Genomic DNA, 25,489 nt, shown 5'->3' with positions numbered 1-25,489 from the left:
ATTTTTGTATAGTGAATTGAGAAGATGTATGTATATCAGTCAATAAAAATAGATTCCCCAACATAAAAAGACGCTCTTTTCCACCTTTCAGATGGGAAAAGCGTCTTTTTATGTTGGAGGAAGGAATCTATCCTTGTGATTTATTTAGCTGTTTCTGCTTGTTTGACAAATTGCTTAGGGGTTTTTCCAGTATACTTTTTAAAGGTCTGAACAAAGTATTCCGGGGCATTGCTGTAGCCGGTCAGATTGGCAGCTTCATAAACTCGATAGCCCTTTTTCAACAGATCAATGGCTTTTTCCATGCGATAGGCAGCCAGCTTGCTGTTAAAGCGTTCACCTGTTTCTTTGAAGTAGATCTTCCCGATATATTCGGGATTCAAAAACAGCAGATTGTTGGAAATCCATTTGAGGGAAAGGTGTTCCTGACTATAGTAGCTTTCAATAATGATATTGACGTTTTGAGCAATACTTGTATTTTCACTCAGACAGGTCTGCTTTTCAAACAGCTCGATCCCGTGAATCAGCAGATACTGCAGCTCACGGCAGTCACTTAGCAGAATCACCTTTAAGGAATAGTCATCGAAAACAGAATCTTTTTTCAGGGAGTACTTCTCAAAGAGAAGATTCAGCAGATCGTTCACCTGCAGCTGCAACAGCTGCACAGGATAAAAAGTTAACTGACACTGCTCGAAAAACCCCTTCACTGTAATCTTGCACTTAGTCAGCTCACCTTGAGCCAACAGGTGAAGGAATTGGTCTTTGAATCCGGAGAACTGTTCATTGCTGTACACGACATCTTTGATTTTCAAGTGAGTTCCGTTAAAAAACTGCGGTGAATCAAAGTAGTAGGACTTGTCAAAATTTCCACGGCTGAGTTCAAAGCAGGTCTGAAGCTCCTGCTGACTATTAATTGTTTGGTAGAAAAAAAGCCCCTTATTTAGTTGGTTATTTTGCTTCAGCTGTTCAAAAAGTTCCTCAAAATTCTGATTTTTCGGTGTAGTAATCAAGTATCCGGTATCTTTGACATACCCTGTGATCAGATGGCTGGACAGCTTGTTTTCCTTAACTGTCTGAGAAATCAGTTGATAGCTGTCACTGTGAAAGGTAATGATTTTGAGTGGAAAGGAGATTACATTGGGCCAAGGATCAATGTCTTCCCGAAGGCTGACGCTGCGTTCAATGCAGCGCTTGATCCAAAGACGGTTTTCAATATCCCGCTGATCCAGCAGCTCGATGGATTCGCTTAAAGCCTGCTCCAGCTTCACACGTTCTACAGGCTTTTCAAGGAAGAAACGCAGACCCAAAGACATGGCTTCTTTGGCATAATCAAAGCTGCCGAAGCCGGTTAGAATAATCATTTGACTGTCAGGCTGACAGCTTTTGATTTTTTTAATAAGTTCGATTCCGTTGAGTCCAGGCATGTTAATATCTGTTACGACAATATCGATTTTCTCAGATTGACAGATGGTTAGGGCCTGTTCGCTGGAAAAAACAGTATGAACAATATCCAGCGGCAGCTCCAACTGTCTGATCAAACCACTGACCCCGTTGGCAATCAGCGGCTCGTCATCTACGATCAGTATGCGTTTTATCATGCTCATCTTCCTTTCGTTCAGTTAAAGGGATCCATATACTGACAGTTGTTTCTTTATAAGCTTGTGAATGAATGGTTAATTTTGCGTCGTCTCCATAATACAATGCCAGACGTTCCTTGATATTCTTCAGTCCAATTCCGTATTGGCTTTTTTGATTGAGATTGGCTTCAAAGCCGGGACCGTTGTCTGTCACTGAGATAACCAGCAGTTCTGCCTGTTTTTCAATTTTTAAGATAATCTGGCAGGAGCCGGTCATTTTTTCAACAGCATATTTGAATGCGTTTTCAATCAGCGGCTGTATGGTCAGCTTGGGTATCTGATGGCTCAGATCTTCCACTAAAATTAGTGAAAGGAATTCGACGCGCTCTCTGAATCTGATTTTTTGGATAGTTACATAGGCTTCGATTAATTCCAGCTCTTCCTGCAGTGTGGTGTTTGGAGACGAGGTATCAATTTTCTTTCGAAACAGCAGAGCGAGTGCGGTAACCATTTCGGAAATCTCCTGTTGATTGTTAGCCAGTGCCAGCCAGTTAATTGAATCCAGTGTGTTATACAAAAAGTGCGGATTCAGCTGTGCCTGCAATGCCACAAATTCAATTTCCTGAGACAGAATTTTCATCTTGTAATTATCGGTAATCAGCTGGTTGATCTCATTGACCATCGCATTGTGGCTGTTATACAAGATAACGATCTCATCATTCTGCTGATCAGGAACACTGATGGGGGTTAAGTCTTCCAGACGTTTGGTGTGAGGGATAGTTGCCATTTTTCCAGCCAGTTCAGTAATCGGACGAGTCAGCTGGTTGGTAAAGCGGTCAATCAGCTGAAGCAGTATTAGGAGAACAAGCCCCAATGCAGCCAGCAGAATTGTTTGGATGCGTACCAAATCCTTCAAAATATTTTTATCCGAAATCAGGTAGATGAAATTGAACGCTTCATGATTGGCAATCGTCACATAGTAGGAAGTCCCCTGATAGTTGAAATGAGTAAAGGTATTGCTTCCCATTGGCAGCTGCTCCCTGAGCTCTGGCAGCAGAGCATCCTTATCCTCTTTTTGCTGCAGCGTATGATGAAAATTATCACTGTAATTTATAAAGAAAAAGAAATCTTCCGAATAATTAGGGTTACTGTTCAGCTCTTCAGTGATAAAGCTGGTATCTACAACAAAGATAATCGTGCCGAGAAAATTCAGTGTTGGTCCGCTTGTTTCAAAAATTTTACGAGCATACACAGCCTGAGACAGGGAATCTGAAAAGAACCAAACCCCTTTGGCCGGCGAATCCGAAAGCTTGTTACTGATGTCGTTAACGGACAGGTCAAGAAGGACATTGCGGCTGTTATTCATAAAGTTGGCAAAATTATCATCCTTAGTATTAAGAAGATAGCTGTTGTTGATATTGCTGCTGTTTCTGGTTAACTGACTGACTCTGGAATACAGGGAGCGCTTCAGCTGATTTCGTTCTTCTTCTGAGAGATCCTCTGCATTGGCGCTCTTCAGCTCCCGCTGCAGATCATCATCATCGATAGCCCGATATGTCAGCTGCTCTACCTCGGCAAAATGGCTGTAGAGGCTTTGGGAGTTCATAATTGTCTGATTATAGGCACTTTCATAGGTTTGCTGCGCCAGAACTCTGCGCCAGACCAGAATGATAATGAGAGAAAAAATAGCAAATACGATGATAATTCCGCCGATCAGCACACGGAATTTATCGCGAAAGCTCAGCTGTTTAAATGTCCTTTTTATGGTTGTGAGCATGGCGTATCCCACTGCTTTTTCAGTTGTTTTGTTTTTTCGATCATACGACTGTGGAAAAACTCTGTAAAGTAACAGAGCACAGTTGCTCCGCACAAGAGAAGTAAGCTGCTCTTCTGGCTAATCAGCAGCCACAGGGCATAGACTGAAAGTACATTGGTCAGATTTAAATGAGGGAAGCGTGTCAGCATAAACAAGCTCAGTGAAAAATTCTCTTTGGTAGTCAGCTCTGGATTTTTGGCAATATTGAAAAACAAATTCCAGATAATAAAGAAGCCGAACACCCCTGCTGCCAGATACAAGATATTCAGCAGCTGGTTTCCCCCGAGAAATACGTTTGTGATCCGAAAATTCAATAATAATAGACAAAAAAAGAAGGTACTTAAAAGGAAATAGGTGTTTGTCTTAAAGAAGCAGGATTTGTATAAATCCCAGAATTTCCTGATACCGTGATAGTTCTTTTCTTCTCTTAATTCAGAGGTAAGCGTTATCAAAGAAGCCGTTGCCGGAGCGATTCCAAATAATCCCAATCCTAGTGCCGAAAAAAGAAGCCACAACAGATTAAGATAGACAAAATACGCTGTGTAACTAAAAATATCCATTAATGAAGAAGTGAATTTGAACATGAAAGCATCCTCCCTATAAGCCATGTGATTTAGGACCTGCATAAAAACCCTAGTGTATCGACCGATTTAAACCTAAGTTATGCTTCTAATCGAAGAAACATGGAACATATCCAGTAGTATTATATATGAGGCTGATGGATATACTCTAATATAAATGAACAGCAGCTCCTATTCCGGGATGACTATTTACTATTCAAAGCTTGTCGTCTGCATACAGCTACCTCTTTGTATATGGAATAAATTTTAACAAATTTATCCCCATCAGCGCTTCGCATACTAGTAATCTCTTAGTGAGAAAAATAAATGTTTGCCCATTTATTTCAATCAGAGCATTGCATACCATCCCACTAGCTGTTACTGCAACAGTGGGAAATCCTTGTATCTACGAGTCTCACTACATTACACTACACTTCGTTTCGATCTCATCAATTTCTAAATGGCAAAGCCACTAAGAATTGAAGGACTTCGTTTCGATCTCATCAATTTCTAAACGGCAGAGCCATTAAGAATTGACGGACCTTGTTCGATTCTTGATAGTTTTCCGACCGGCCCTAGTATATTTTGAGTATAGCACATCTGGTGTCTATCTTTTTCAGGTAAAAAAAGGGAGGTCGGTTTTTTTACATTTTTCCTCTGATTTTTTCCTTTTTATTCTACAGGAAATGCCATAAAATCAAAGTTGTAAGCGGACACGGAGAGAAAGTATGACTTATAGGAGGAACAAAAAATGAAAAGAAAAATCTTAGCTTTTTTAGGAATCAGTGCACTTGCTTTAGGACTGGCAGCCTGTGGTTCAGGGAGTGAGGAAAAAGAGAAGACAGCTTCCGGCGATGATAAGACAAAGGTCAGTTTTACATGGTGGGGAGCCGAAGTCAGACATGAAAAGTACATTGCCGCAATTGAAGTTTTTGAGGAACAGAACCCGGATATCGATATTGAGTATGAGTATGGTGCCTGGGATGATTACTGGAAAAAGCTGGCGACCAAATCAGCTGCCGGTGAACTGCCTGATGTGATGCAGATGGATGCGTCCTATCTGGCACAGTATGGAGAGAAAAATCAGCTTGCAGACCTGACAGATTTTGTGGTAGACGGCGGAGGTATCGATATTTCCAACATCAATGAATCTCTGATCGAAACTGCAGCAATGAATGATAAGCTGTATGCTATTGCACCGTCAATGAATGCCATGTCCATGCTGGTAAACAAAGGAATTACTGATGAAGCGGGAACAACGGTGGATTTCAGTAAGTATACATTTGATGATTTTGTCAAATCTGTTTCAGATACCCAAAAAGCAACCGGCAAATACGGTTGGATGGATGTTTCTGACAACTCTGTTTTACTGCAGTATTATCTGCGTACTCAAGGAGAAGAGCTGTATAAATATGATTCAAACGGCAAACCCAAACTGGCTTTTTCTGAGAAGAGCTTCGTAACCTTTATGACAGCTATTCAAGAACTTGCCGAATCTGGAGCTCTGCCGACAGCAGAAGTTGTAAACAATCTTAAGAGCTTCGATGAATACCCATTCTCTTTGGGCGAAGCTGCGTATTTACAAACATGGACGAATCAGTACGTAACGTATCAGGAGTCTGCCAGTGACGGAGTGGAGTTCTCACTTGAGCTGCCATTTGATGCAGAAAAAACAGGAGCAATGTACTACCGTCCAACCTTCTATTATTCTATTTCAGAAACGTCAAAGGAGAAGGACGCCGCAGCGAAATTTGTTGATTTTATTGTAAATGATGAAGAAGCCAATAAGATCATTGGAACCGAACGTGGAATTCCAGCGAATGCAGCAGCTAAAGAAGCGATTTATGAAGAAATGACAGAGACAGAAAAAGCAACTTCTGATTATTTGGATAAAATCGAATCAATGGTTGGCGCTGCTTCACCTGTACCGCCGGTAGGGTATTCTGAGTTGAACAGTCACTTTAAAGACCTGTACGCAGAAATCACTTATGCGACCATGACGCCGAAGGAAGCGTATGATGATTTTGCAGCGAAGGCTGAGGAGATATTCGATGAAAACTATGAGTAATTCGATCAAAGGGTTAGGTGGGCGCTTCCGGCGCCTCTCCACCCAAAAACAGGACACAGTATCGGGGTATATGTTTATATCCCCTTTTATTATCGGCTTTTTGACCTTTATCGTGGTACCAATGGGGATTTCCCTGTTTATGGCTTTCCACAATTATGATCTCCTGACTGAAGCCACATTTAGCGGGCTGGATAATTTCAAGAAAATTATTTTTGATGACCCTAAATTTCGTCAGTCACTGGGTGTCACTCTTAAATATGTAATTACCGCAGTTCCGCTGCGTCTGGTCATCGCCTTGGCGGTCGCAATGCTGATTAACCGTCCCTCTAAACTTTCCGGCTTATACCGGGTGCTGTTTTACATACCATCAATCATTGGAGGAAGTGTGGCGGTTTCCATCATGTGGCGCAACATCTTTGGCGATTCAGGTCTGATTAACGGAATACTGACATCAATCGGGATTGATCCGGTTTATTTCTTTAAGAATCCCGGAACAGCTCTTCTGACTTTGGTATTGCTGGCCGGCTGGCAGTTCGGCTCTTCGATGCTGATCTTTCTTTCAGGGTTGAAGAACATTCCGATTGATTATTATGAAGCGGCCCAGATTGATGGTGCCGGTAAGATTCGTCAGTTTTTTGGTATTACACTGCCTTGCCTGACCCCGATCATTTTCTTTAATCTGGTGATGCAGACAATTCAATCATTTCTGACCTTTACACCGGCCTTTATTATTTCGAATGGGACCGGAGCTCCGCGAAACGGTACCCTGGTTTACTCATTGTATGTCTATCAAAAGGCTTTCAATGATTTCAAGATGGGGTACGCATCGGCATTGGCCTGGATTTTACTGATTATCATTGGGCTTGTGACCTTGGCGTTGTTTGCGTCATCAAAATTCTGGGTATTCTCAGAATCAGAGGAGGTATAGGAGATTATGCAACAAGTGAAAAAACAAAGCATTATTTTTGATGTCTGTATTTTGATTATCGCCCTACTGATGCTTTATCCGATTTTTTGGCTGATTTTCAGCTCACTGAAACCAAATACGGATATCTTTAAAACCGCCACGGAGCTGTTCCCGCGAGAATGGACCCTGGCGAATTTCACCAAGGGCTTTCAGGGTATTGCAGGAACGCCTTTCCTGACCTATATAGGCAATTCACTGAGAATCTCATTGATTGCTACGGTTGGGGCTGTTTGTTCCTCTGCGGTTATCTCCTATGGATTTGCCCGTATTCCTTTCAAAGGGAAGGGCTTCTGGTTTGCCTGTGTACTGGTTACCATGATGCTTCCTCAGGAAATTATTATGGTACCGCAATATCTGTGGTTCAATAGGCTGAACTGGGTCAATTCGATTTTACCAGTAACCGTTCCTTCTTATTTTGGACAGGCCTTCTTTATTTTCCTGATGGTGCAGTTCATTAAGGGAATTCCAACGGACCTGGATGAAGCAGCAAAAATTGACGGTTGCGGCCGGATCGGAACTTTTTTTCGGATTATCCTTCCTCTGATTAAGCCTGCTTTGGCAACTTCAGCAATTTTCTCTTTTTACTGGAAGTGGGAAGAGCTGATTGGTCCGATGCTGTATTTGACGAAACCGGAAAGCTACACTGTTTCTATTGCATTGAAGCAGTTTCTTGATTCCTCAAGCAGCTCCAACTGGGGCGCAATGTTTGCCATGTCAGTTGTTTCTCTGATTCCAGTGCTGGTTATCTTTTTCATGTTTCAAAAATATATTGTTGAAGGGATCAGTACTACAGGGCTGAAGTAAAGAAAGGTGATAGAATGAAAAAAGATCACAACGTAGTCGAACATATTGTTTCAAAACAGATAATTCAGGAAAAAATAGCACTGGTTATCGAAAATCTTACAACGATTCAGGATAATGGAGATTTCTTTATACATTTTGAGGATGTAGTCGTTGATGACAAGAGCTGGGATGTCTGGAACTGGCCTCAAGGTGTTGGGTTATACGGCTTGTATAAGTATTATGAGCTGACAGAGGACGAGCAGGCATATCAGGTGGTTCTTGAATGGTTTGAGAAACAGCTGCAGACGGGCGCCCCTCCCAAAAATGTCAATACGATGGCTCCTCTTCTGACAATGGCTTTCCTGTATGAAAAGACAGGAGATCAACGTTATCTGCCTTATTTAGAAGTATGGGCTGAATGGGTGATGAAAAAGCTTCCGCGCACCCGCGAGCACGGGTTCGAGCATCTCACCTATGGACCTGAACGCTTCCAGCAATTGTGGGATGATACCCTGATGATGACAGTGCTGCCGTTGGCCAAGATCGGTCGACTGTTGCAGCGTGATGATTATCTTGAAGAGGTTAAGCGGCAGTTTATGCTGCATATTAAATACCTGACGGATCGAAAGAGCGGGTTATGGTACCATGGCTGGACGTTTGAGGGAAATCATAATTTTTCTGAAGCATTGTGGGGTCGGGGCAACTGTTGGATTACAATAGCGATTCCCGAGGTAATTGATATTCTGGATTTGAAGCCGGGAGATGGTTTCCGTGCCTTTCTTATTGATACTCTGGAGCGGCAGGCAGCAGCCTTGGCTGAATATCAGCATGCATCCGGACTGTGGTCCACATTGATCAATGAACCGCAAAGCTATGAGGAAAGTTCGGCGACTGCCGGCTTTGCATACGGAATTCTAAAAGCTGTGCGCAAAGGATACATTGATGAGAAATATCAGATGAACGGCGAACGTGCCATTCAGGCGCTGGTTGATCAGGTAGCAGCTTCCGGCGAGGTGCAGCAGGTTTCTGTGGGTACTGCTATTGGTGAGAATCTGGATTACTACCGGACGATTCCGTTGACTTCCATGGCTTATGGTCAATCGCTGGTTGTTTTAGCATTTTCGGAATATCTGTATGACTTTATTTGATGGCTGCCAGAGGAGTTTCAAGAAAAAAGCTCCTAACTTTGAGCTGTTTTGGAACTTTCCGGGAAATGATGGTACAAACGGGTTGTCCATTCGATCGGCTTTGATCTCATGCAGAAGGAATGGTTGGCATTCATTGCAGATAGTTGTCTTGAGTCATTTCAGACTTATGGGATCAGCCTGTAAGCAAAACAAACGATCATGATAAAAGACTGGGACGGGACTGAAACCGAAGTCCCGGTCTTTATTATTTGTTAAAGAAGGGAAGGTCTTATGAAAATTTTGTTAGCCGGAGATTCAACCGTTGCGCACTATGGTTCCAAAAATCATCCCATGAGCAGCTGGGGGGATGGACTCAGCAAAAAATTGAAAGAAGAGCATCCGGAGATTCAAGTGGAAAATTTTGCCAAGTCAGGTGCTACTACTCGCTCCTTCGTAGAGGAAGGTTGGTGGGAGCAGCTGATTGAAGCAATCGAAAACAATGATATTGTAGTCATTCAATTTGGGCACAACGACCAAAAATTCATGAGTGGAGTTTCTCCTAATGATTATTATCGCAATCTGCAGCAAATGGTGCTGACTACCCGGAAGGCAGGTGGACAACCGGTACTTTGTACACCGCCGGAACGGTACGAAATTCAGGAAGGAATGCTTCAGCATACCCTGGAGCGGGAGTGTTTGTTAATTAAAAGGTTGGCCAAGGAGCAGGAGATTCCCTTAATCGATTTGAATGAGTATTCTTATTTTTATTATTCTTATTCACCGAATATTGAAGAGACCCATTCTTATTTCACCTGGCTGGCTCCCGGAGAAGCAGCAAATTATCCCGGAGGCAGTTACGATGATACGCACTTTTCTGTTAAAGGCGGAGATATTTTGGGACGTTATGTGTATTTACGTTTGCAGCCTTTATTAAGAGAAGCCGGGTCAGAGACATTATTTGATGATCTCTACTACGGTGCGTGTATGTATCCTGAATTGTGGGAGGAGGAGATTGTCAAAGAAGATATTCAGCATATGAAGTGCTTGGGCATGAATTTTGCTCGTATTGGAGAGTTTATCTGGAGTAGTCTGGAACCCGAAGAAGGGGTGTATGATTTTTCAACACTGAGGCATTATCTGAAATGGTATCACGAAGCAGAGATTCAGGTGCTTCTTTGTATTCCAACACCTACACCGCCGCGCTGGCTGACCGCGGACCATCCAGAGCGCTGTATTCACAATCAGGATCAAACTATTATGGTGCATGGCTCCCGTCAGCATGTTTGCACTAATCATGCGTACTTCCGTCATCGTGCTTATTTATTAACCAGAAAAATTGCTCGACTGACAAAAGAGTTTGACAATATTATAGGGATTCAGCTGGACAATGAATTTAAGTGTCATGTGGACCTTTGCTTCTGTTGTTCCTGTCAGGAAAAGTGGCACAAAGCACTTCAATCAGAATATGGAAGAATTGCCTATCTGAACCAGCAGTGGGGAACTAAAATCTGGAGTGAGGAATACACCTCTTTCGCTGAGATTCCGCTTCCGCTAAGAACACCCTTTGTTCATAACTCCTCCCTGATGAATGCGTTTCGGCTCTTTACTGCTGAATCTCTCAATGAATTTGCTCATGGGCTGTGTCATATGATTCGTATGGAAACGGATATACCGATTACTCATAATACAGCATTGGGCTTTCACCTGATGAATCAGGAGCTGTTCAGTGAGTTGGATTTTGTATCCTTTGATACCTATGCACCGGCAGCAAATTATCCCGGGTTTACATTAAATCTGGATCTTTGGAAAAATGTGAAAACAGATGTATCGGAAGTAATGCTGCTGGAGACGAGTACGTCGCATGCTGGACATATCGAAAACTACATTGCTCCGCATCCTAATGGTTATCTGACTGCTGAGGCATTTGCCGGTTTTGCAGGCGGACTGAGAAGCTTTTGTTACTGGCATTTCCGTGGTCATCGCTTCGGTGTTGAGCAGCCGCACAGTACTGTCGTGACTCCTTGGGGCAAACCGGGGAAAGGTTATCAGGAAGTGGCGGAGATTGGAAAGATGCTGCAGCGGCTTAAGCCTCAACTGTTATGCAGTATCCATCAGCCGGCGACAATCGGGCTGATTTATTCCGATTGTGCCAAACGATTTTTTACAATTGAATCTGGAGGTATCTATGATTATCGCAGCTTGATCACAGAGTACTACGGCTCTCTGATTCATCAGGGGGTGTCGGCGGAGATTATACAGGAAAGCAGCGATTTCGGTTCCTTTGAAATATTGCTGGTTCCGTTTATCCGCTATATCAGTCAGACGCTGCTGGAAAAGCTGAAAGCTTTTGCTGAAGACGGTGGGCGCATTGTTTTTGGTCCGCTGACTGGCGATCGTACGGAGATGCTGACCTGGCCGGAACATAATGGTCTGGATCGGCTTGGTAACTGGCTTGAGGTTGAGAATATACTGCAGTTTGCGACTTCTAAAGAGCAGCCCTGTTTGTTGGAAAATTCAGAGGAAGTATTGGCAGGCTTGGTCTCTGTTCTGACTCTGACTGATAAATGGCAAGTTCTGCGGCGAACTGCTGAAGGAAATGCGATGTGGGCGAAACGTCCTGTGGGTACTGGCGAAGTTTTTTATTTAGGTGGTTTGCCTGAAAACCTGAACAGTTCCACCTCTTGGCAGCAGTTTGTGATGAAGGAAATCAGGTGTCATGATCGGGATATTGCGTATGTGCAGATATCTGATGGTCTGGTCAAATATCAGCGAATTGAACAGGAAACAGGTGTACGGCAATTCTATCTGGTCAATTTAAGCGGAGTGTCTGCAGAGTATCAACTGATTAAGGAAATGGAAATGGAGAGCGGAGTATTGCTTTCCATGGGAGCGCATCAGCTGCAGGCGTATGAAACCTTGCTGCTGAAATGCTCAGACTAGGAGGGAAAGACATGTTAAATTATGCGATTCGCGGACATGATCTGACAACATGCAACACGATTGAAGAAATGGCAGAACAAGCAGCAGCTCAGGGCATTTATTCTCTACAGCTGGCACTGGGAATCTCTTTTCCGGAATGGTCTGGAGCAGATAAATTGAATCCCGGAATGGGTAGGTTCATAAAACGCAAGCTGGCCGAGAAGGGAGTTGAGGTGGGACTTCTAAGTTGTTACATCAACATGATTCATCCTGATCCTGTTCAAAGAGAGAGCCTGCTGCAGCGCTTTGAAGCATATCTGAAGTATGCACACTATTTTGGTGCTTCAATGGTTGCATCTGAAACCGGCTGTGTCCTGCCGGAGATATACTATACTGAAAAAAACTTTACTGAAGAAGCCTTTGAAGATCTGGTTTCCGTCATTAAACGTCTGGTTGAGACTGGTGAGAAGTATCAGATGATGGTTGGGATTGAACCTGGGCTAAATCATCCGCTGTATTCCGTTGAGCGGGTGAAACAGCTTTTGACGGCTGTTAAATCTGATTATCTGGGTATTATTTTAGATCCTACCAATTTGATTCACAGCGGCAACGATCAGGAGCAAGTTGGGATTGTTAAGGAAGCCTTTGAAAGCTTTGGCGAAAAAATTGTTGCTGTCCACTTGAAGGATTTTGAAATTCAAAAGGATCGAATTGTCCCTGTAAATCTTGGAGAAGGCCGGATCAACTATCTGGCAATTCTTGAAATCATTGAAAAGTACCGCCCACTTTCCTATGTTGTTCTGGAGGAGACTAAAGATGATGGAGCAGCCAGAGGACTAAAGCTGATTAACGAAAGGAGACAGGGCATCTTATAAAATGGTAAGTTTGTTTTATAGAGTATTGGGAAGTGGAGAAGAAATAACCAGTCTCATAGATAAAGAGATAATACAGGAGAGGAGCAGTTGAAAGGTGAAAAAAGCGTTTGTTATGCAGGTCTACCCTGATAAACACCAGGAATATGAACAACGGCACGCCCAACTCTGGCCGGAGATGCGCCGGATGCTTAATGAACACGGGGCAACCAGCTACTCCATTTTTTTAGAAAAGGAAACCAGCCAGTTGTTTGCTTATCTGGAAATAGAAGATGAACAACGTTGGCGGGAAACAGCTGCTGCAGAGATTAATCAAAAATGGTGGGAATATATGGCGGATATTATGGAAACGAATGAAGATCATTCGCCAGTTGCTGCTGATTTGATAAAGGTATTTGAGCTGTAGACACTAGTGTATACTGCGGCAGAAAAGAAAGATATCAACTCAGGGAGTAAAGCAGCCAACCATGATCGGGGTATATAGAAAAAGTTTAAACGTGCATAATGTATATTGGAAGATCAGCCGTATCCGAATGAATGGATACGGCTGTTTTGACGGTGAAAAGCCTGCTTGGGTTATAAATCTGAATCAGTATCTCGCTTAATCTCTGTTTTGATAAATAGATTGTTGTATAATTAAGAACAGTAATGACTTGAAAAAGATAGGATGAAGTCCGAATCGCTCACAAGATTATTTGGATGATGTTCTTGTTCGAATGGCATATGCATCCCAGTGTGCTAGAAGGGAAATACGATTTCTTTGCCTCAGACAATTTCTGTCATTTTAGAAGGACTCCTTCATGGTAAAAGCAAAAGTATTCGTGAATTTTACGAGATTGAAAATCATAAACAACTATTTGAGTACTTGGAAAAACTGCTGAGAGAAGAACATCCGCTGATTGTTCAGAAAATTAAGAGAATTCATATTTTGTTAACTGATTGACTTCTGTTACGAAGAGATGGCTGTATGCGTATGACAATCTTTGAATGTGAAGAATTCATCTCCTAATAGGAGCAGCTGTTCATTTATATTGGCGCATAACTTAGATTTTGATCGGTCAACACATTAGGCTGCTTATTAAAAACGATATAACAGCATCCAACAACTTCATATCAGAGCCTTAAAATTAATGATTAAATAGATAATTATGGTAATGAGGCATCTAATTACTAAATGGTTTAGATAGTTAAATCGCCAGTGAAGAATGTTAAAGAGCTTTGTTCAAAAGAATACAAAAACTATCAAAGAAAAGTAAGGTGATCAAGATGAATAAAAAGAGAAAAAAAATAATACAGAACAATGAAATATCAGAAATAGCGATATATTCCTTGGCAGGGCACAGACAGAAGATATTGATGGAGGGAAAGAAGGCGACAAATCCAGTTGTGATTTTTTTACATGGCGGGCCTGGAGTACCTTTTCCTTTTTGTGCGGGAAGCCGGGGGATGTTTCCAGAATTTACAGATAAATTTATAATGGTATATTGGGATCAGTTGGGATGCGGGATTAACAATTGCAGGTTAGACAAAAATTTTAAGATTAACAATTTTGTAAATATGACTATAGATTTAGTTACAAAGGTCAAAAAGAAATTCCCTGAAAATCAGATTACTCTTTTTGGTATATCCTGGGGGTCTATTCTGGCAGCTAAAGCAGCTGAAAAAGCCCCGCATTTAGTGGATAAAGTACTTATATACGGGCAGGTGCTAAAGGAACTGGCATTTAATGAGGAAACATTTGGTACGTTACTGAATGCTAAAATGTCTGAGAAGAAAAAGCGACAATTAAAGTCAATGTGGGAAAAAGAACCAAAAACAATAGAAGATTTAGAGAAAGTTATGGGGTGGATTCGAAAATATACAGACGGATATCTTTCAAAAGAAGGGGAAAAGATGTCATTAAGTAAATTATTATTAGGAATTTTAAACAGTCCGGATTATACATTGAAAGATGCAAGAGCTGCAATTATAAACAGAAGTATGAGAAATAGAGGGTTATTGACAGATTTAATGAATGTAAATTTAACTGAAGAGTTAAAGAATATGCAGGTACCATACCGTATTTTACAAGGAGATACTGATAGTGTAACTTCAACGATGATGGTTAAATCCTTCGTGAATAATAGTAAAAACTCTAATTTAAGTGCAAAAATAATTGAAAGGAGTGGACACATTCCAAGTATGGAAGGAATGCAGCAGATTTTAAAAGAGGCAGATTTATTTTTGGAAATCAAATAAAAATATGAATGAATATACAAACCGGAAAATTGGATAGTAGCCGCCATGTTTAATTAGTGGAAGCAGGTAATTTGGGTTTAGTTACCTATTCATGGATGGTAATGGAAAAATGGTTTTGCTATATCTTAGTATGTGTTATCTACAAGCTTCAATTGTTATGTGAAAAGAATGGCGTGGACAATTAAATTATAAACGGATGACCAAATTTCAATAGTTGAAAAGAACTGCCTCCCAGCATATTTTGGGGGCAGTTCTTTTGTTTCAAGCTGCATTTTCTGTTCACGTAACGTTTTGCTTTTCTTTGGCTTACTTTTACTCATCATTTGCCAGCTTAGTATAGTGTTCCATCGTCATTGCAGAAATATTCTGCATATGTCGGTAAATATCTGCCAGTAAGGTTTGAGAAATTTGTGCCAGTTTTTCGTATTCTTCCGAAGTCAGCTCTTTCATCTTTTGTTTTTCTATAAGCTCTTGTTTAGTTTGGAGAAGATAGGCGTTGTCGCTGAATAAAATACTGACCTCAACGGATTTATAGATACCGTGAAGCTCTTTAAAAATATCCAAAGGAATAAATTTTAAGTAAATCGCATAAAAATCAGTAATCTCCTTTCGCATATAGTTGCCGATTTCTGTTGAAAGCTCCAGAGCGGAAAGATGAGAGAGATTCTTTCCGAGGAGTTCCAAATTGTATGATTTCATTGAAGGAGTTAAATGCTCGGCCAACAGTGTGCTCTCCCAGAATTGAGCGGAAAGTGCGGTTTTCCGATGGGCATATAAGTTGTAAAATGCTGCATCAACATCTTCATAAGTGTTTGTTGAAAAGTTTTCCAGCAAGCAATATTTAATTGTCCAGATGAGCTGTACCTGTTCTTCTTTAGCGATGGAAAAATAGTCTGTATCTTCCCGTAACTCTTCTATCTTTTCCTCCCGCTTTCGTAAAAAGCCTTCCAGAAAAAAAACAGTGGCATAAACCTCTACTGGTGTAAAGGCTAGACCGGAAATCAGATTAAGCAAAATGCCTCGAGGGGATTCACCAAAGAACAATAATAAAAGATTGGTTAACGCAAATAAAACAAACAGTAACAAGATAAAAAAAAGCTGTTGCCGGTCTCTTTTCAATATCCTTCATCTCCCATCGTTTTTCTGAATACAAACAAAACGGTTATTCCGGTTCCTAACTTTATAAGTGTACCACGGCTGGTAAAAAAGGTCTGGTCCGAATAACTTTGGATGAAGTTTTGGAGTTTTCACGAAAAATTATTTTACAACAGCTTTGTTTTTCTTACTTAAAAAAATATCAGGAAAATCAATAGCTGATAAGGGAATAGTCAGATGGGGAACAAGATGGAAAAAAGTTTTTACTGTAAAAACAGGATATTTTTTTTAAATAACAAAATCTGAATCTTTGACCAGATTTTTACATAAGGATATACTCAACTTAACAACAGAGAATTACGGAATTCTCTGTCATTTTTCATCAGACTCAAAAAGGAAAAGAAAATTTACTTTTTTTCAGTCCTGTATGAAAAAGTTGATCTCAGGATGAATCATTTGTTTGTTATAGTTTATCTTGAAGAAAGGGTTGGCTAATATCCCTTTTAAAAAACACAAAATAATGGGAGTGATTAAAATGAGTACATCAAGATTGGTAAGGACGTTTGAAGAGTTGGTAACAATTGATTCGGTTTCAGGAAATGAAGCAAAGGTTCATGAATTTTTGAAGGAAAAATTTGTCTCCTTTGGAATGACAGTTACAGAGGATGAGAGTATGGAATCAACAGGCTTAGGTGCAAATAATATGATTGCCACACTTAAAGGAGCTGTCGGGAAAGAACCGCTGATGTTTTCTTCACACACGGATACAGTGACACCGGGAAATGGTATCGAGATGATCGAGAAAGACGGCGTTCTCTATTCTAAAGGAGAGACAATTCTTGGAGCAGATGACAAGGCTGGAATTGCGATTATGCTGGAAGCAATTCAGCGGATTAAAGAAGAAGGAATTAAAACTGGTGATTTGGAATTTGTCCTGTCTCCGGGTGAAGAAATCGGCTTGATCGGCTCTTCTGCGCTGAATATGGATTTAATAAAATCCCAAATCGGCTATGTACTTGACAGCGGAGGTTCTGTAGGACGAGTAACAGTTGCCAGTCCGACACTTTATATGTATGACGCTGTAATAACCGGAAAGGCCGCACATGCGGGACTTGAGCCTGAAAAGGGTGTTTCAGCTGTGGCAATTTTGTCAGATGCATTAAAGAAAATAAAAATGGGCAGAATTGACGAGCGGACAACTGCCAACATAGGAGTTATCCAGGGGGGCGAAGCCACGAATATTGTGATGGACTCGCTTCTGGTAAAAGGAGAAGTTCGTGCAATCGATCCTGAAAAAGCAGAGGAGCTGATTGCTGAAATGACTGCAGCGTTTGAACAGGCAGCCTCCCTTCATGGTGGAACAGTGGAGATCACCATAAAGAAAATGGCGACAGGATTTGATGTTGATAATGACGAAAAGGTTATGCAGCTGCTTTTGTCAGCAGGTGAAGCGCTTGGTTATGAAGTGATCAGAGAAACAAGCGGAGGAGGAAGTGACGCCAATGTTTTCAATGAGAAAGGAAAGCGTGTGGTCAACCTTTCGATAGGTTATGAAAAAATCCATACAACGGATGAATATATTCCGGTAGCAGAAATGGAAAAGGCAGTTTTGCTGGTCATGGAGCTGGCTAAGCAGTCACCGGAGAGAACAGGGGTGTGACAATGAAAAAGCAGGGAACACAAATTTTAAAGATTGCTGCAGCAGTTTTGCTGCTGGCAATCAGCATCAACATGTTTCTGGGGCCGCATCATATTGCGGCCGGCGGGGTGAGCGGTATTGGGATTTTGCTTGAATACATGCTTGGAATCAATAGAGCATGGGTGGTTCTGTCATTTAATGTGGTATTGCTGATACTTGCTGCAATTTTTCTTGGAAAAAAAGTTTTTTGGAATACGTTGTTCGGCAGTATATTATTTCCGCTATTTTTACGTGTTGTTCCTGAGATTATGCTGACAACGGACCGTTTATTATCAGTGATATTTGGAAGCATCATTTTTGCAGTAGGTGTAGCTCTTTTATACAAAATACAGGCATCCAGCGGAGGAACGACAATCCCGCCACTGATTTTTGAAAAATATTTCGGTTTAAATACATCTATGGGTCTATTCTTAACGGATGTGGTAATTGTCTTTATGAGTCTTTATGTTTTTGGATTTGAGGAGTTTCTTTTTGCCATTCTGTCTATAGGAATTACATCAGTTGTTATGACCTATATTGAAACTGGCTTAAAACGAAGAAAAGCTATCATGATTATCAGTCAGTCTCATGCAGGAGATATGAGAACACAACTTCAGCATGAGATGAACCGTGGGTTGACGATTTTTGATATTCGAGGCGGAAAAGATGATGAAGGCAGAGAAATGATTTTGATGGTTGTTGCAGATCAGGAATATCCTCGAGTAAAAAGAGTGATTGATCAAATTGATCCGGACAGCTTTGTGATTACTTACAATGTTGCTGAAGTACATGGATTGGGCTTTACGTATCATCCAATCCAGTAGGAGAAAAAGGAGGAAATAAAAATGGAACCAATATTGGCTTTTACAATTGTTATGTTAATTTGGACAGTGGGGGAACTGGTTTCGTCGAAAACAAAAGCATTGATTTCAATGATGCTTGTAGCATCCATGATTTTTCTAATCGGATTTGCTGCAGACTTGCTGCCTCATGATCTGATCCAACAATCCGGACTGCTGGGGTTGGGGAGTGCGGTAGTGGGCGTAATTATTGTTCACCTTGGAACAATGATGAGCTTTGAAGATTTGAAGGCGCAGTGGCGAACTTTTGTGATCGGTTCAATTACTGTAGTGGTTATGTCTCTGGTGTTGATTTTTATTGGAGAATTAATCTTTGACCGGAATATTGCAGTTGCCGGAACAGCAGCGATTACCGGCGGAACGTTGTCCATTCTGATGGTTCAGGAAAAAGTTACAGAGATTATGAGCGCTGGAGGAGATTTAGGTCTGCTGTCGGGATACCTTTTAGCGGTTTTCCCTCTGCTGATTCTCAATCTAAAGAATCTGGTCGGATTTTTAGTAACTGCAAATATTTTAAAGAAAGAAGCTACACGGGTGCAGGGAGAGTATCGTAAAGGAAACCTGACGTTCTATGAAAATGAAGTGAAGGAAAATACAAAAGAACAAAGCACAAGTATTCTTCCGGAATTTCTTCAGACTGCCTATGGTACGTTATTCATTTTAGGAGCTACCGTTTATGTAGCCAGGCTTTTAAGCGATTTGACGAATGGAAATATTAATACCTTCGTGATTGCTTTGCTCCTAGGTATTATCTTGAGACACTTTAAAATACTGAAGCCCAATGCATTGTCATCAACAGATGCTTTTGGTTTGATGATGGTTTCAATAATGGTTATTGCCTTTGGACCTTTGGCGGATATTGTTCCAGCTGATCTTCTTAATCTGGTTGGACCTATTGCTTTCTATCTGGCAGCAGGAGTCCTGGTAATTTTCCTAATCTCTTATTTCCTTGGAAAAGCGGTCGGCTATTCAGGACCATTGTCTATCGCTGTTGGGATGACGACACTCTTTGGTTTTCCGGGAACAATGGTCTTAACGAAAGAAGCTGCAGCAGCAGTAGGTGAATCAGAAGAGGAGATTGCTGTAATTGAGCAAAATTTACTTCCGATCATGGTAACGGCAGGATTCTCAACGATTACAGTCACCTCTGTACTTACAGGAGGATTGATTGTCGGACTGATGCTTGGTTAACTGAATAACCGAAAAATAGTATGCGGTGAGAGCTGATAGTTGCAGCTCTCCCTGCCTTTCCGGCAAAAAGTATGAGTTGTTAGGTAGAAGGGATGGAAACGATGAATCAGTCACTTTCACATTGTCAAATGGAAATTCGCAATGCTCAATTTTTTTTTGAGTGCGCGATGAAGGAATGCGAAACGAAGTTTAATATATTACTTGCCGAGTTGTCTTTGAAGAATGAACATACGGCGATACAGCGAATAAGCTCCAGAGTAAAAAGCAGCAGTTCGATTTTTGAAAAATGCCGAAAAAAGAAGCTGCCTGTGACAACTGACAGTATTTTAAACGGAATTTTTGATGGAGCTGGTGTTCGAATTATTTGTTCCTACATTGATGATGTTTACAGAATTAGAGAGATGTTTTTAGGACAGGATGATGTAGTTCTTGTGAAGGAAAAAAACTATATTCAATGTCCCAAAGAAAATGGCTACAGAAGTCTTCATTTGATTGTGCAGATCCCTGTATTTTTATCTACAATGAAAAAAAAGGTGAATGTGGAGGTTCAAATTCGTACTGCAGCAATGGATTTCTGGGCAAATCTTGAGCATGAATTAAAATATAAAAATGAATACAAAGACATGACGCTGATTCAAGAGCTGAAGCATTGTTCAGAGACGGCACACTTGCTGGATAAAGAGATGCTGCATTTAAGAGATAGAATCACATTGTTTAATCATTCGTCTTTATCAGGATAAGAGGTGTAACATGAAAATAAATAAAAAATACATAATCATCACTATTATCGGCTTGGCTGCTGTTTATTTTATCTTCTTTTTTAAATTGCCCAACCGATATATACTGAAACCTGGACCTTTGGGAGATGCCGTTCAGATGGTTTCTGTAGCAAATACACCGGAAACGACAGAAGGGAAGGCCTTTGTCACTACAGTCAGACGACGTCAAGCGACGTTAGCCAGCTATCTGGCAGCTCTGGTCTCTTATTATTCGGATGTGAAAACAGATTACACGAATCAGGGGATCATGGGGAGAGATAACCAGGATATCCAACGAGCCTTTATGGCGAACTCTCAGCAAAAAGCGATCGTTGAAGCTTATCGGGCAGCTCAGATTGAAAATGAACTGAAAGCTGTAGGCATAAGGATTATGGCAGTCAATCGGGAGGCTTCAAGCTTAGATGATTTACGAGTCAATGATATTTTGACAGCGGTGAATGATGAACCGTTTTCGCAGGAAATACTCTCTGCTCTACCAGAACTGCTTCGCGCGGGAGAGACCAAGCTAACTGTTATCAGAAATGGAGAAACAGTAGATTTAACTGTGGAAAAAACAGAGCTGGAAGGGTATTTGTTAAGTGCTGTGCTGGCTATCGAGGAAAAAACACCATCAGTTATGATTGATTCAAAAGGCTTTGGCGGACCTTCGGCAGGAGCAATGCTTACATTGAGTATCTATCAGCAGCTTACCGGTCAGGACTTGCTGCAAGGCCGAACGATTGCCGGAACTGGCACGATTGAAGAATCAGGACTAATAGGTCAGGTTGGCGGGATTTCACAAAAAGTAGCGGCTTCTCACTCCGCAAGGGCTGAAATCTTCTTTGTTCCTGACTGGGCAGACCTTGATGTGACCTCGGAGTCAAATTATGCTGAAGCAGTGAGAACAAGAGATTTTTTGCAGTCGGATATGGAAATCGTTCCGGTAAATAATCTGCAGGATATCATCAGTTATTTAAAAGAAACTCAGTAAGCCCAATACGCAAACGAGTCTATACAATAAGTCCATAGAAAAACACCAATGAAATACCTGAATAGGGTTCATTGGTGTTTTTAGGTAAAATAAAAGAGTACAGATTGTCCCTGTACTCTACCTAGAAAGGACTAAAACAAATGCATACTGATTCTAACATGCAATCAACTTACTTTGGAACTATTCACTTTTTATGTTCCATCAAAAAATAATACCGCAGGGTTCATTAACGACCTCGTTGAAGCTCTCCAAATTTCTGAACCTTATCTGTTTGGCAGACCCAGAGAGTATGACCTGAACGCTATGTTGAAATTACTTTTATTCGCTTACACCCGCAGTGTCTTCAGTAGTCGGAAAATCCAGCAGTTAGCCAAAGAAAATCTTTCTGCCTGTTGGTTGACTCAGGAACTGGTTCCCTCCTATATATCGGTCTAGTATGTTGACCACCTTAAAATTAAATGATGCTTCTAACCCAAGAAATGTGCAGACAGCACGGGAGCAACTCGGCAAAAAACGCCGATTTCATCCCTAACTGGAGTCAAACTAGCTGTAAAAATTATAGAAACAGCTGGTAATTCCCCAGTTGCTTTTGAGGCTGCTCGTTCTTGTTGTTAAAGCATACAAGTTAAAATTTTCTATCATTGAATATCATTTATGAACGATCTCTTAATATAATTTGGTCAGAGCACTAGGATAAGTCATCCGAGATTCATTATAAAGGATTTTTTTTGTTTTTGGATAGTGAATAGTTTAACGCAACATCAAGGATAAAACCAGTGAATAAAATTTCTAGTAAAAATTTCGTTCACTGGTTTTATGAATTTATAAGATGATTTTAATAGGTTTGATACGTAAATGCCCAGTGGTATCTTCTATGGTTAGGAAATACATAGGAGGAAGCCTTTCTTTCATAAAATGACCTGGTATAGCCATTTCTAAAGCTTAAAGATCGCCATTGAATGTTTAGTAATGAAGACCAATCTCTCCCATTGTACAAGATCTGATCAGCAATGTTAGGTACGGATTCTACGTAGGCTCGTGTTTTTGGCTCAAAATTACCAAGTATTTCTGTTAGTGCGTCATTTCCCTCTAAATGGTTTGATATTGCTGTCTCATTCGTTTCTGCAGCTGAAGCAGAATATAGACCTAGACTAAAACAAGAAAAGCTGATAACGAATAAACAAAATGATGTGATAACTTTTTCATAAAAAATTCTTTCTAAACATTTTTTTGAACTCTTTTATAGTACAATAACAAAAAAATGTCTAATTGTTAATAATTTTTTTAATGAAATAGTACAAAATGGAGGTATTTTATGGAGTTGATTATTGAGAATCTTACGGTGAAAATTGGAAAAGAGAAAATTATTGAACATTTATGTCTTCAAGTGACTTCTGGTGAAGTACTGGGTGTCGTTGCACCTAATGGTACTGGTAAAACCACCTTATTTAAAACCATCGGTACATTATTGCCAATTGAACAAGGGCGAATCGTACTCTCCCATTTTGATTTGGAAACAAACCGAAAAATGTATCTGGGCAATATATTCTTTATTGAAGGTGTAGACAATTTATATGAAAATTTAACAGCAAGAGAACATTTAAATTATGTAAACCATATCTGGAAAGGGAAAGATGAGGTTGACAAAATTTTGACCTTGTTACAAATGACAGACTATGCAGATAAACCCGTTAAAAAGCTGTCACTAGGTATGAAGCAGCATCTATTGATTGGCATGTATCTAGCTAGTAATGCAACTGTTTTGCTATTTGATGAACCGCTTAATGGTTTAGACCCAACTAGTGTGGAAATCGTCAATAACTGCTTAAAAAGACTGAGTGAAGAAAATAAAATTATTCTTCTTTCCTCACACGATTTATTTAACTTGGAAAGAACCTGTTCGAGAGTTGTTTTTATGAAAAATAAAAAGATTGCTCGTGTAGTGAAACAACTAACTCATCTCGAAGAAGAATACAAGCTTATTTTTCAAGGAAAGGGGCGCTTGTAGCATGTTCATTTTTGAAATTAGAAAAATATTAAAAGAAAAGAGTTTTTATTTTCTTCTGGCGCTCTTCTTTTTGATGTTATTATCACCAGTTTTTTCAAGAGATACTTTGAATGACCAATTTCAAGCTGTTCAGCTTAAAAGCGTGCTGAAACAAAATAAGGAGAATATCAATCAATTAGCAGATACCCCGGAAGCAAGTACTCTTGTTAAAGATTTAAAGGAAGTGAATCATCGTTTAGAATCAATGCTTGAGGCGATAGAGCAGGGGGATAAGGAAGCATTAGTAAAAACAGAATATGAATTAGAAATGAAAAATTTGGAGGATACACTTTCAGGCAAATTATACGGAAGGCCGTTAGTGGAACAAGAGAAGACAGTGAAAGAGTTACACTTTTTAATTGAAAATCAGATTACACAAGTTGACTACAATAAAACGAAAATGCCTGGTCTGAATTATCTGCATATGACGGTATCATACGGTCTCCCTTATACTTTTTTCTTTATATTTATTGGTTTGATCATTTCAGGAATAATGACTTTAGAAAAAAGGAAGTACACGATTTCATTTTATAATGTACTCCCTGTTTCTCCTTTAAAGAAGATGTTCATCAAAATAGCATCAGGATTCATATATACTTTTTTAGGGACACTGTTCCTTTTCGTTATTGTCTTCCTAATCTTTAGCGCTTTTGAAGGAACAGGTTCACTGGATTATCCAGTTGGGATTATTACTAACAATGGTGAAGCCGAACTTATCACACTTTCTGTGTATTTATTACGCATTTTCGTTTTGTTTAGCTTGTGGTTGCTCTTCTTTTCTTGCCTAAGCTTTCTGATTTCGCTGTTCACAGGGAATAGTGCTGTAAATATGTCAATGCTGTTCTTTTTGATTTTGGGCGCTGAATTTTCACCATTTAAAAATGATTTTCTGATTACTTCTCACGTTAATTTTCCCAACATTGTAGTTGGCGGCTCAGGATATACAGAGCCTATAGGAACAACGATTTCCTTTCCATTTTCAGCAGGTATTATTTTGAGCTATTGCTTAGCTATACTACTTGTTTCCTATTTTGTTTTAAAAAGAAAACGTTGGGTTTTTTAGTGAAGATTGGGACTGCAATGTCATCAAAGTAAGGAATTCAGCAGGTTATTGAGAAATAGAAAAAATCGAAAATAAGCAGGACCATTTGAAAAACTGATCATTTTTTGACAAGCTAAATAAGCCGACACTTATCTGCTTTTAGAAAGTAATGCTATTTTTTGTGGCAGAATAAACGCGGTTTTTTCCAAAGTGAGTTGACTTTCTTGCTCAAAGGCGGTGAACATAGAGTAATAAAACAGTACCGGAGAGAATGATCTTGGACGAATTGATAAAGCTATTGGACGACCATACGACTTACATCGGACATGAACTAATTGAAGATGCTTTTGCTTTTACTATTTGTGTTTCGTCAAATCGACAGATTGCTGCCTGTCCTTTGTTTAAAAGCTAAATTGACTATGGAAAAGACTACTTGAAGAAAGTCCTGAATGTTCAGATTATTATTTCCCCAACACAACGTGTTGCACATGATAAAGAAGATCAAAAAATCTCTCCAGCTAATGAAACCCGCAAAATGACTTTGGAGAAAAAATACAGAAGAATCAAAAGCTTTCTGCCGTAACGAACCGAGATGTACCGATTGTCCGCTAAGTTCCTGCTTGACAGTTGTTTGAGCCCCCTGGTATTGTTCTTGATGAATGTTTAAAATAGTTAAATTTGAGTATTTTTTTGATATCACGAGATATGGTCTGTCGTTCCCTTCTGTTTTTTTGTGTAGTGACTTAATCTTAACAGAGAACGATAGGTTATTTTACTCTGAAATCAAAACCTCCAGTGTGAACTGGAGGTTTGCTCTGCGGCTGAAAGCCTCTATTACCGGCCAGAGCCTGAAAGGCCCACTGAAGAAAGGTCTCCCGCTAGCACCACAATTACTCACGACTC

Annotated in this window: 23 protein-coding genes; 19 read left to right on the top strand and 4 right to left on the bottom strand. The window is 40.3% G+C overall.

What is annotated here, in order from left to right:
- Window positions 1–140: 140 nt before the first annotated feature.
- The 3 genes from IW492_RS13115 to IW492_RS13105 are packed head-to-tail and all read right to left on the bottom strand — an operon-like array spanning window position 141 to window position 3,974.
- Window positions 141–1,595, bottom strand: coding sequence for a response regulator transcription factor (locus IW492_RS13115; protein WP_202068091.1), 1,455 nt, complete (start codon window positions 1,593–1,595; stop codon window positions 141–143).
- Window positions 1,567–3,351 carry a sensor histidine kinase gene (locus IW492_RS13110; protein WP_202068090.1) on the bottom strand — a complete coding sequence of 595 codons (1,785 nt, stop codon included), beginning with the start codon at window positions 3,349–3,351 and terminating at the stop codon, window positions 1,567–1,569. The genes IW492_RS13115 and IW492_RS13110 overlap by 29 nt, the downstream gene beginning before the upstream one ends.
- The gene (locus IW492_RS13105) at window positions 3,336–3,974 is read right to left on the bottom strand and encodes a DUF624 domain-containing protein (RefSeq protein WP_202068089.1); all 639 of its coding nucleotides are present in this window, start codon (window positions 3,972–3,974) and stop codon (window positions 3,336–3,338) included. The genes IW492_RS13110 and IW492_RS13105 overlap by 16 nt, the downstream gene beginning before the upstream one ends.
- A 727-nt stretch (window positions 3,975–4,701) precedes the next feature.
- On the opposite strand from IW492_RS13105, the gene IW492_RS13100 reads away from it, so the two are divergent.
- From IW492_RS13100 to IW492_RS13060, 9 genes are all read left to right on the top strand, one after another.
- Window positions 4,702–6,018 carry an ABC transporter substrate-binding protein gene (locus tag IW492_RS13100; RefSeq protein WP_202068088.1) on the top strand — a complete coding sequence of 439 codons (1,317 nt, stop codon included), beginning with the start codon at window positions 4,702–4,704 and terminating at the stop codon, window positions 6,016–6,018.
- A 70-nt stretch (window positions 6,019–6,088) separates the two neighbouring features.
- Window positions 6,089–6,946, top strand: a complete 858-nt coding sequence (locus tag IW492_RS13095; protein WP_236671915.1) for a carbohydrate ABC transporter permease — start codon at window positions 6,089–6,091, stop codon at window positions 6,944–6,946.
- Between the two features lie 6 nt (window positions 6,947–6,952).
- Window positions 6,953–7,789 carry a carbohydrate ABC transporter permease gene (locus IW492_RS13090; RefSeq protein WP_202068086.1) on the top strand — a complete coding sequence of 279 codons (837 nt, stop codon included), beginning with the start codon at window positions 6,953–6,955 and terminating at the stop codon, window positions 7,787–7,789.
- A gap of 14 nt (window positions 7,790–7,803) precedes the next feature.
- A complete protein-coding gene (gene bglB / locus IW492_RS13085) occupies window positions 7,804–8,916 on the top strand; it encodes a beta-galactosidase BglB (RefSeq protein ID WP_202068085.1) in 1,113 nt (370 codons plus the stop codon).
- Window positions 8,917–9,186: 270 nt separating this feature from the next.
- Window positions 9,187–11,835, top strand: coding sequence for a beta-galactosidase (locus IW492_RS13080; protein ID WP_202068084.1), 2,649 nt, complete (start codon window positions 9,187–9,189; stop codon window positions 11,833–11,835).
- An 11-nt stretch (window positions 11,836–11,846) separates the two neighbouring features.
- On the top strand, window positions 11,847–12,689 hold the full coding sequence (locus tag IW492_RS13075; protein ID WP_202068083.1) for a sugar phosphate isomerase/epimerase family protein: 843 nt from the start codon (window positions 11,847–11,849) through the stop codon (window positions 12,687–12,689).
- A gap of 94 nt (window positions 12,690–12,783) precedes the next feature.
- The gene (gene rhaM, locus IW492_RS13070; protein WP_330928067.1) at window positions 12,784–13,092 is read left to right on the top strand and encodes an L-rhamnose mutarotase; all 309 of its coding nucleotides are present in this window, start codon (window positions 12,784–12,786) and stop codon (window positions 13,090–13,092) included.
- Between the two features lie 354 nt (window positions 13,093–13,446).
- On the top strand, window positions 13,447–13,629 hold the full coding sequence (locus IW492_RS18725; RefSeq protein ID WP_324254794.1) for a hypothetical protein: 183 nt from the start codon (window positions 13,447–13,449) through the stop codon (window positions 13,627–13,629).
- Between the two features lie 413 nt (window positions 13,630–14,042).
- Window positions 14,043–14,924 (top strand): alpha/beta fold hydrolase, encoded by an 882-nt coding sequence (locus tag IW492_RS13060; RefSeq protein ID WP_202068082.1) that lies wholly within the window; start codon window positions 14,043–14,045, stop codon window positions 14,922–14,924.
- A 312-nt stretch (window positions 14,925–15,236) separates the two neighbouring features.
- Here IW492_RS13060 and IW492_RS13055 read toward each other — a convergent pair whose 3' ends face one another.
- Window positions 15,237–16,043 carry a hypothetical protein gene (locus tag IW492_RS13055; RefSeq protein WP_202068081.1) on the bottom strand — a complete coding sequence of 269 codons (807 nt, stop codon included), beginning with the start codon at window positions 16,041–16,043 and terminating at the stop codon, window positions 15,237–15,239.
- Window positions 16,044–16,554: 511 nt separating this feature from the next.
- Here IW492_RS13055 and IW492_RS13050 point away from each other — a divergent pair.
- The 10 genes from IW492_RS13050 to IW492_RS13010 all read left to right on the top strand — a co-directional run bounded on the left by IW492_RS13050 (window position 16,555) and on the right by IW492_RS13010 (window position 25,169).
- Window positions 16,555–17,679, top strand: a complete 1,125-nt coding sequence (locus IW492_RS13050) for a M20/M25/M40 family metallo-hydrolase (protein WP_202068080.1) — start codon at window positions 16,555–16,557, stop codon at window positions 17,677–17,679.
- Between the two features lie 2 nt (window positions 17,680–17,681).
- Window positions 17,682–18,521, top strand: a complete 840-nt coding sequence (locus IW492_RS13045) for a YitT family protein (protein WP_202068131.1) — start codon at window positions 17,682–17,684, stop codon at window positions 18,519–18,521.
- 21 nt (window positions 18,522–18,542) lie between these two features.
- Window positions 18,543–19,748: a hypothetical protein gene (locus tag IW492_RS13040; RefSeq protein WP_202068079.1), complete on the top strand. Its 1,206-nt coding sequence runs from the start codon at window positions 18,543–18,545 to the stop codon at window positions 19,746–19,748.
- Window positions 19,749–19,849: 101 nt separating this feature from the next.
- Window positions 19,850–20,488, top strand: coding sequence for a GTP pyrophosphokinase (locus IW492_RS13035; RefSeq protein WP_202068078.1), 639 nt, complete (start codon window positions 19,850–19,852; stop codon window positions 20,486–20,488).
- Window positions 20,489–20,498: 10 nt separating this feature from the next.
- Entirely contained in the window at window positions 20,499–21,497 is a 999-nt protein-coding gene (locus IW492_RS13030) for a S16 family serine protease (protein WP_202068077.1), read from the top strand.
- 303 nt (window positions 21,498–21,800) lie between these two features.
- Window positions 21,801–21,932: a hypothetical protein gene (locus IW492_RS18120; protein WP_229442317.1), complete on the top strand. Its 132-nt coding sequence runs from the start codon at window positions 21,801–21,803 to the stop codon at window positions 21,930–21,932.
- A gap of 880 nt (window positions 21,933–22,812) precedes the next feature.
- Entirely contained in the window at window positions 22,813–23,505 is a 693-nt protein-coding gene (locus IW492_RS13020; RefSeq protein ID WP_202068075.1) for an ABC transporter ATP-binding protein, read from the top strand.
- A 1-nt stretch (window position 23,506) separates the two neighbouring features.
- The gene (locus IW492_RS13015) at window positions 23,507–24,607 is read left to right on the top strand and encodes an ABC transporter permease (RefSeq protein ID WP_202068074.1); all 1,101 of its coding nucleotides are present in this window, start codon (window positions 23,507–23,509) and stop codon (window positions 24,605–24,607) included.
- A 256-nt stretch (window positions 24,608–24,863) separates the two neighbouring features.
- Window positions 24,864–24,998 carry a hypothetical protein gene (locus tag IW492_RS18425; protein WP_269160940.1) on the top strand — a complete coding sequence of 45 codons (135 nt, stop codon included), beginning with the start codon at window positions 24,864–24,866 and terminating at the stop codon, window positions 24,996–24,998.
- 21 nt (window positions 24,999–25,019) lie between these two features.
- Window positions 25,020–25,169, top strand: coding sequence for a hypothetical protein (locus IW492_RS13010; RefSeq protein WP_202068073.1), 150 nt, complete (start codon window positions 25,020–25,022; stop codon window positions 25,167–25,169).
- Window positions 25,170–25,489 lie beyond the last annotated feature (320 nt).

This window comes from Enterococcus sp. BWB1-3, from assembly GCF_016745275.1.
Lineage (GTDB): Bacteria > Bacillota > Bacilli > Lactobacillales > Enterococcaceae > Enterococcus_L.
This window is presented reverse-complemented; position numbering and strand designations above follow the sequence as displayed.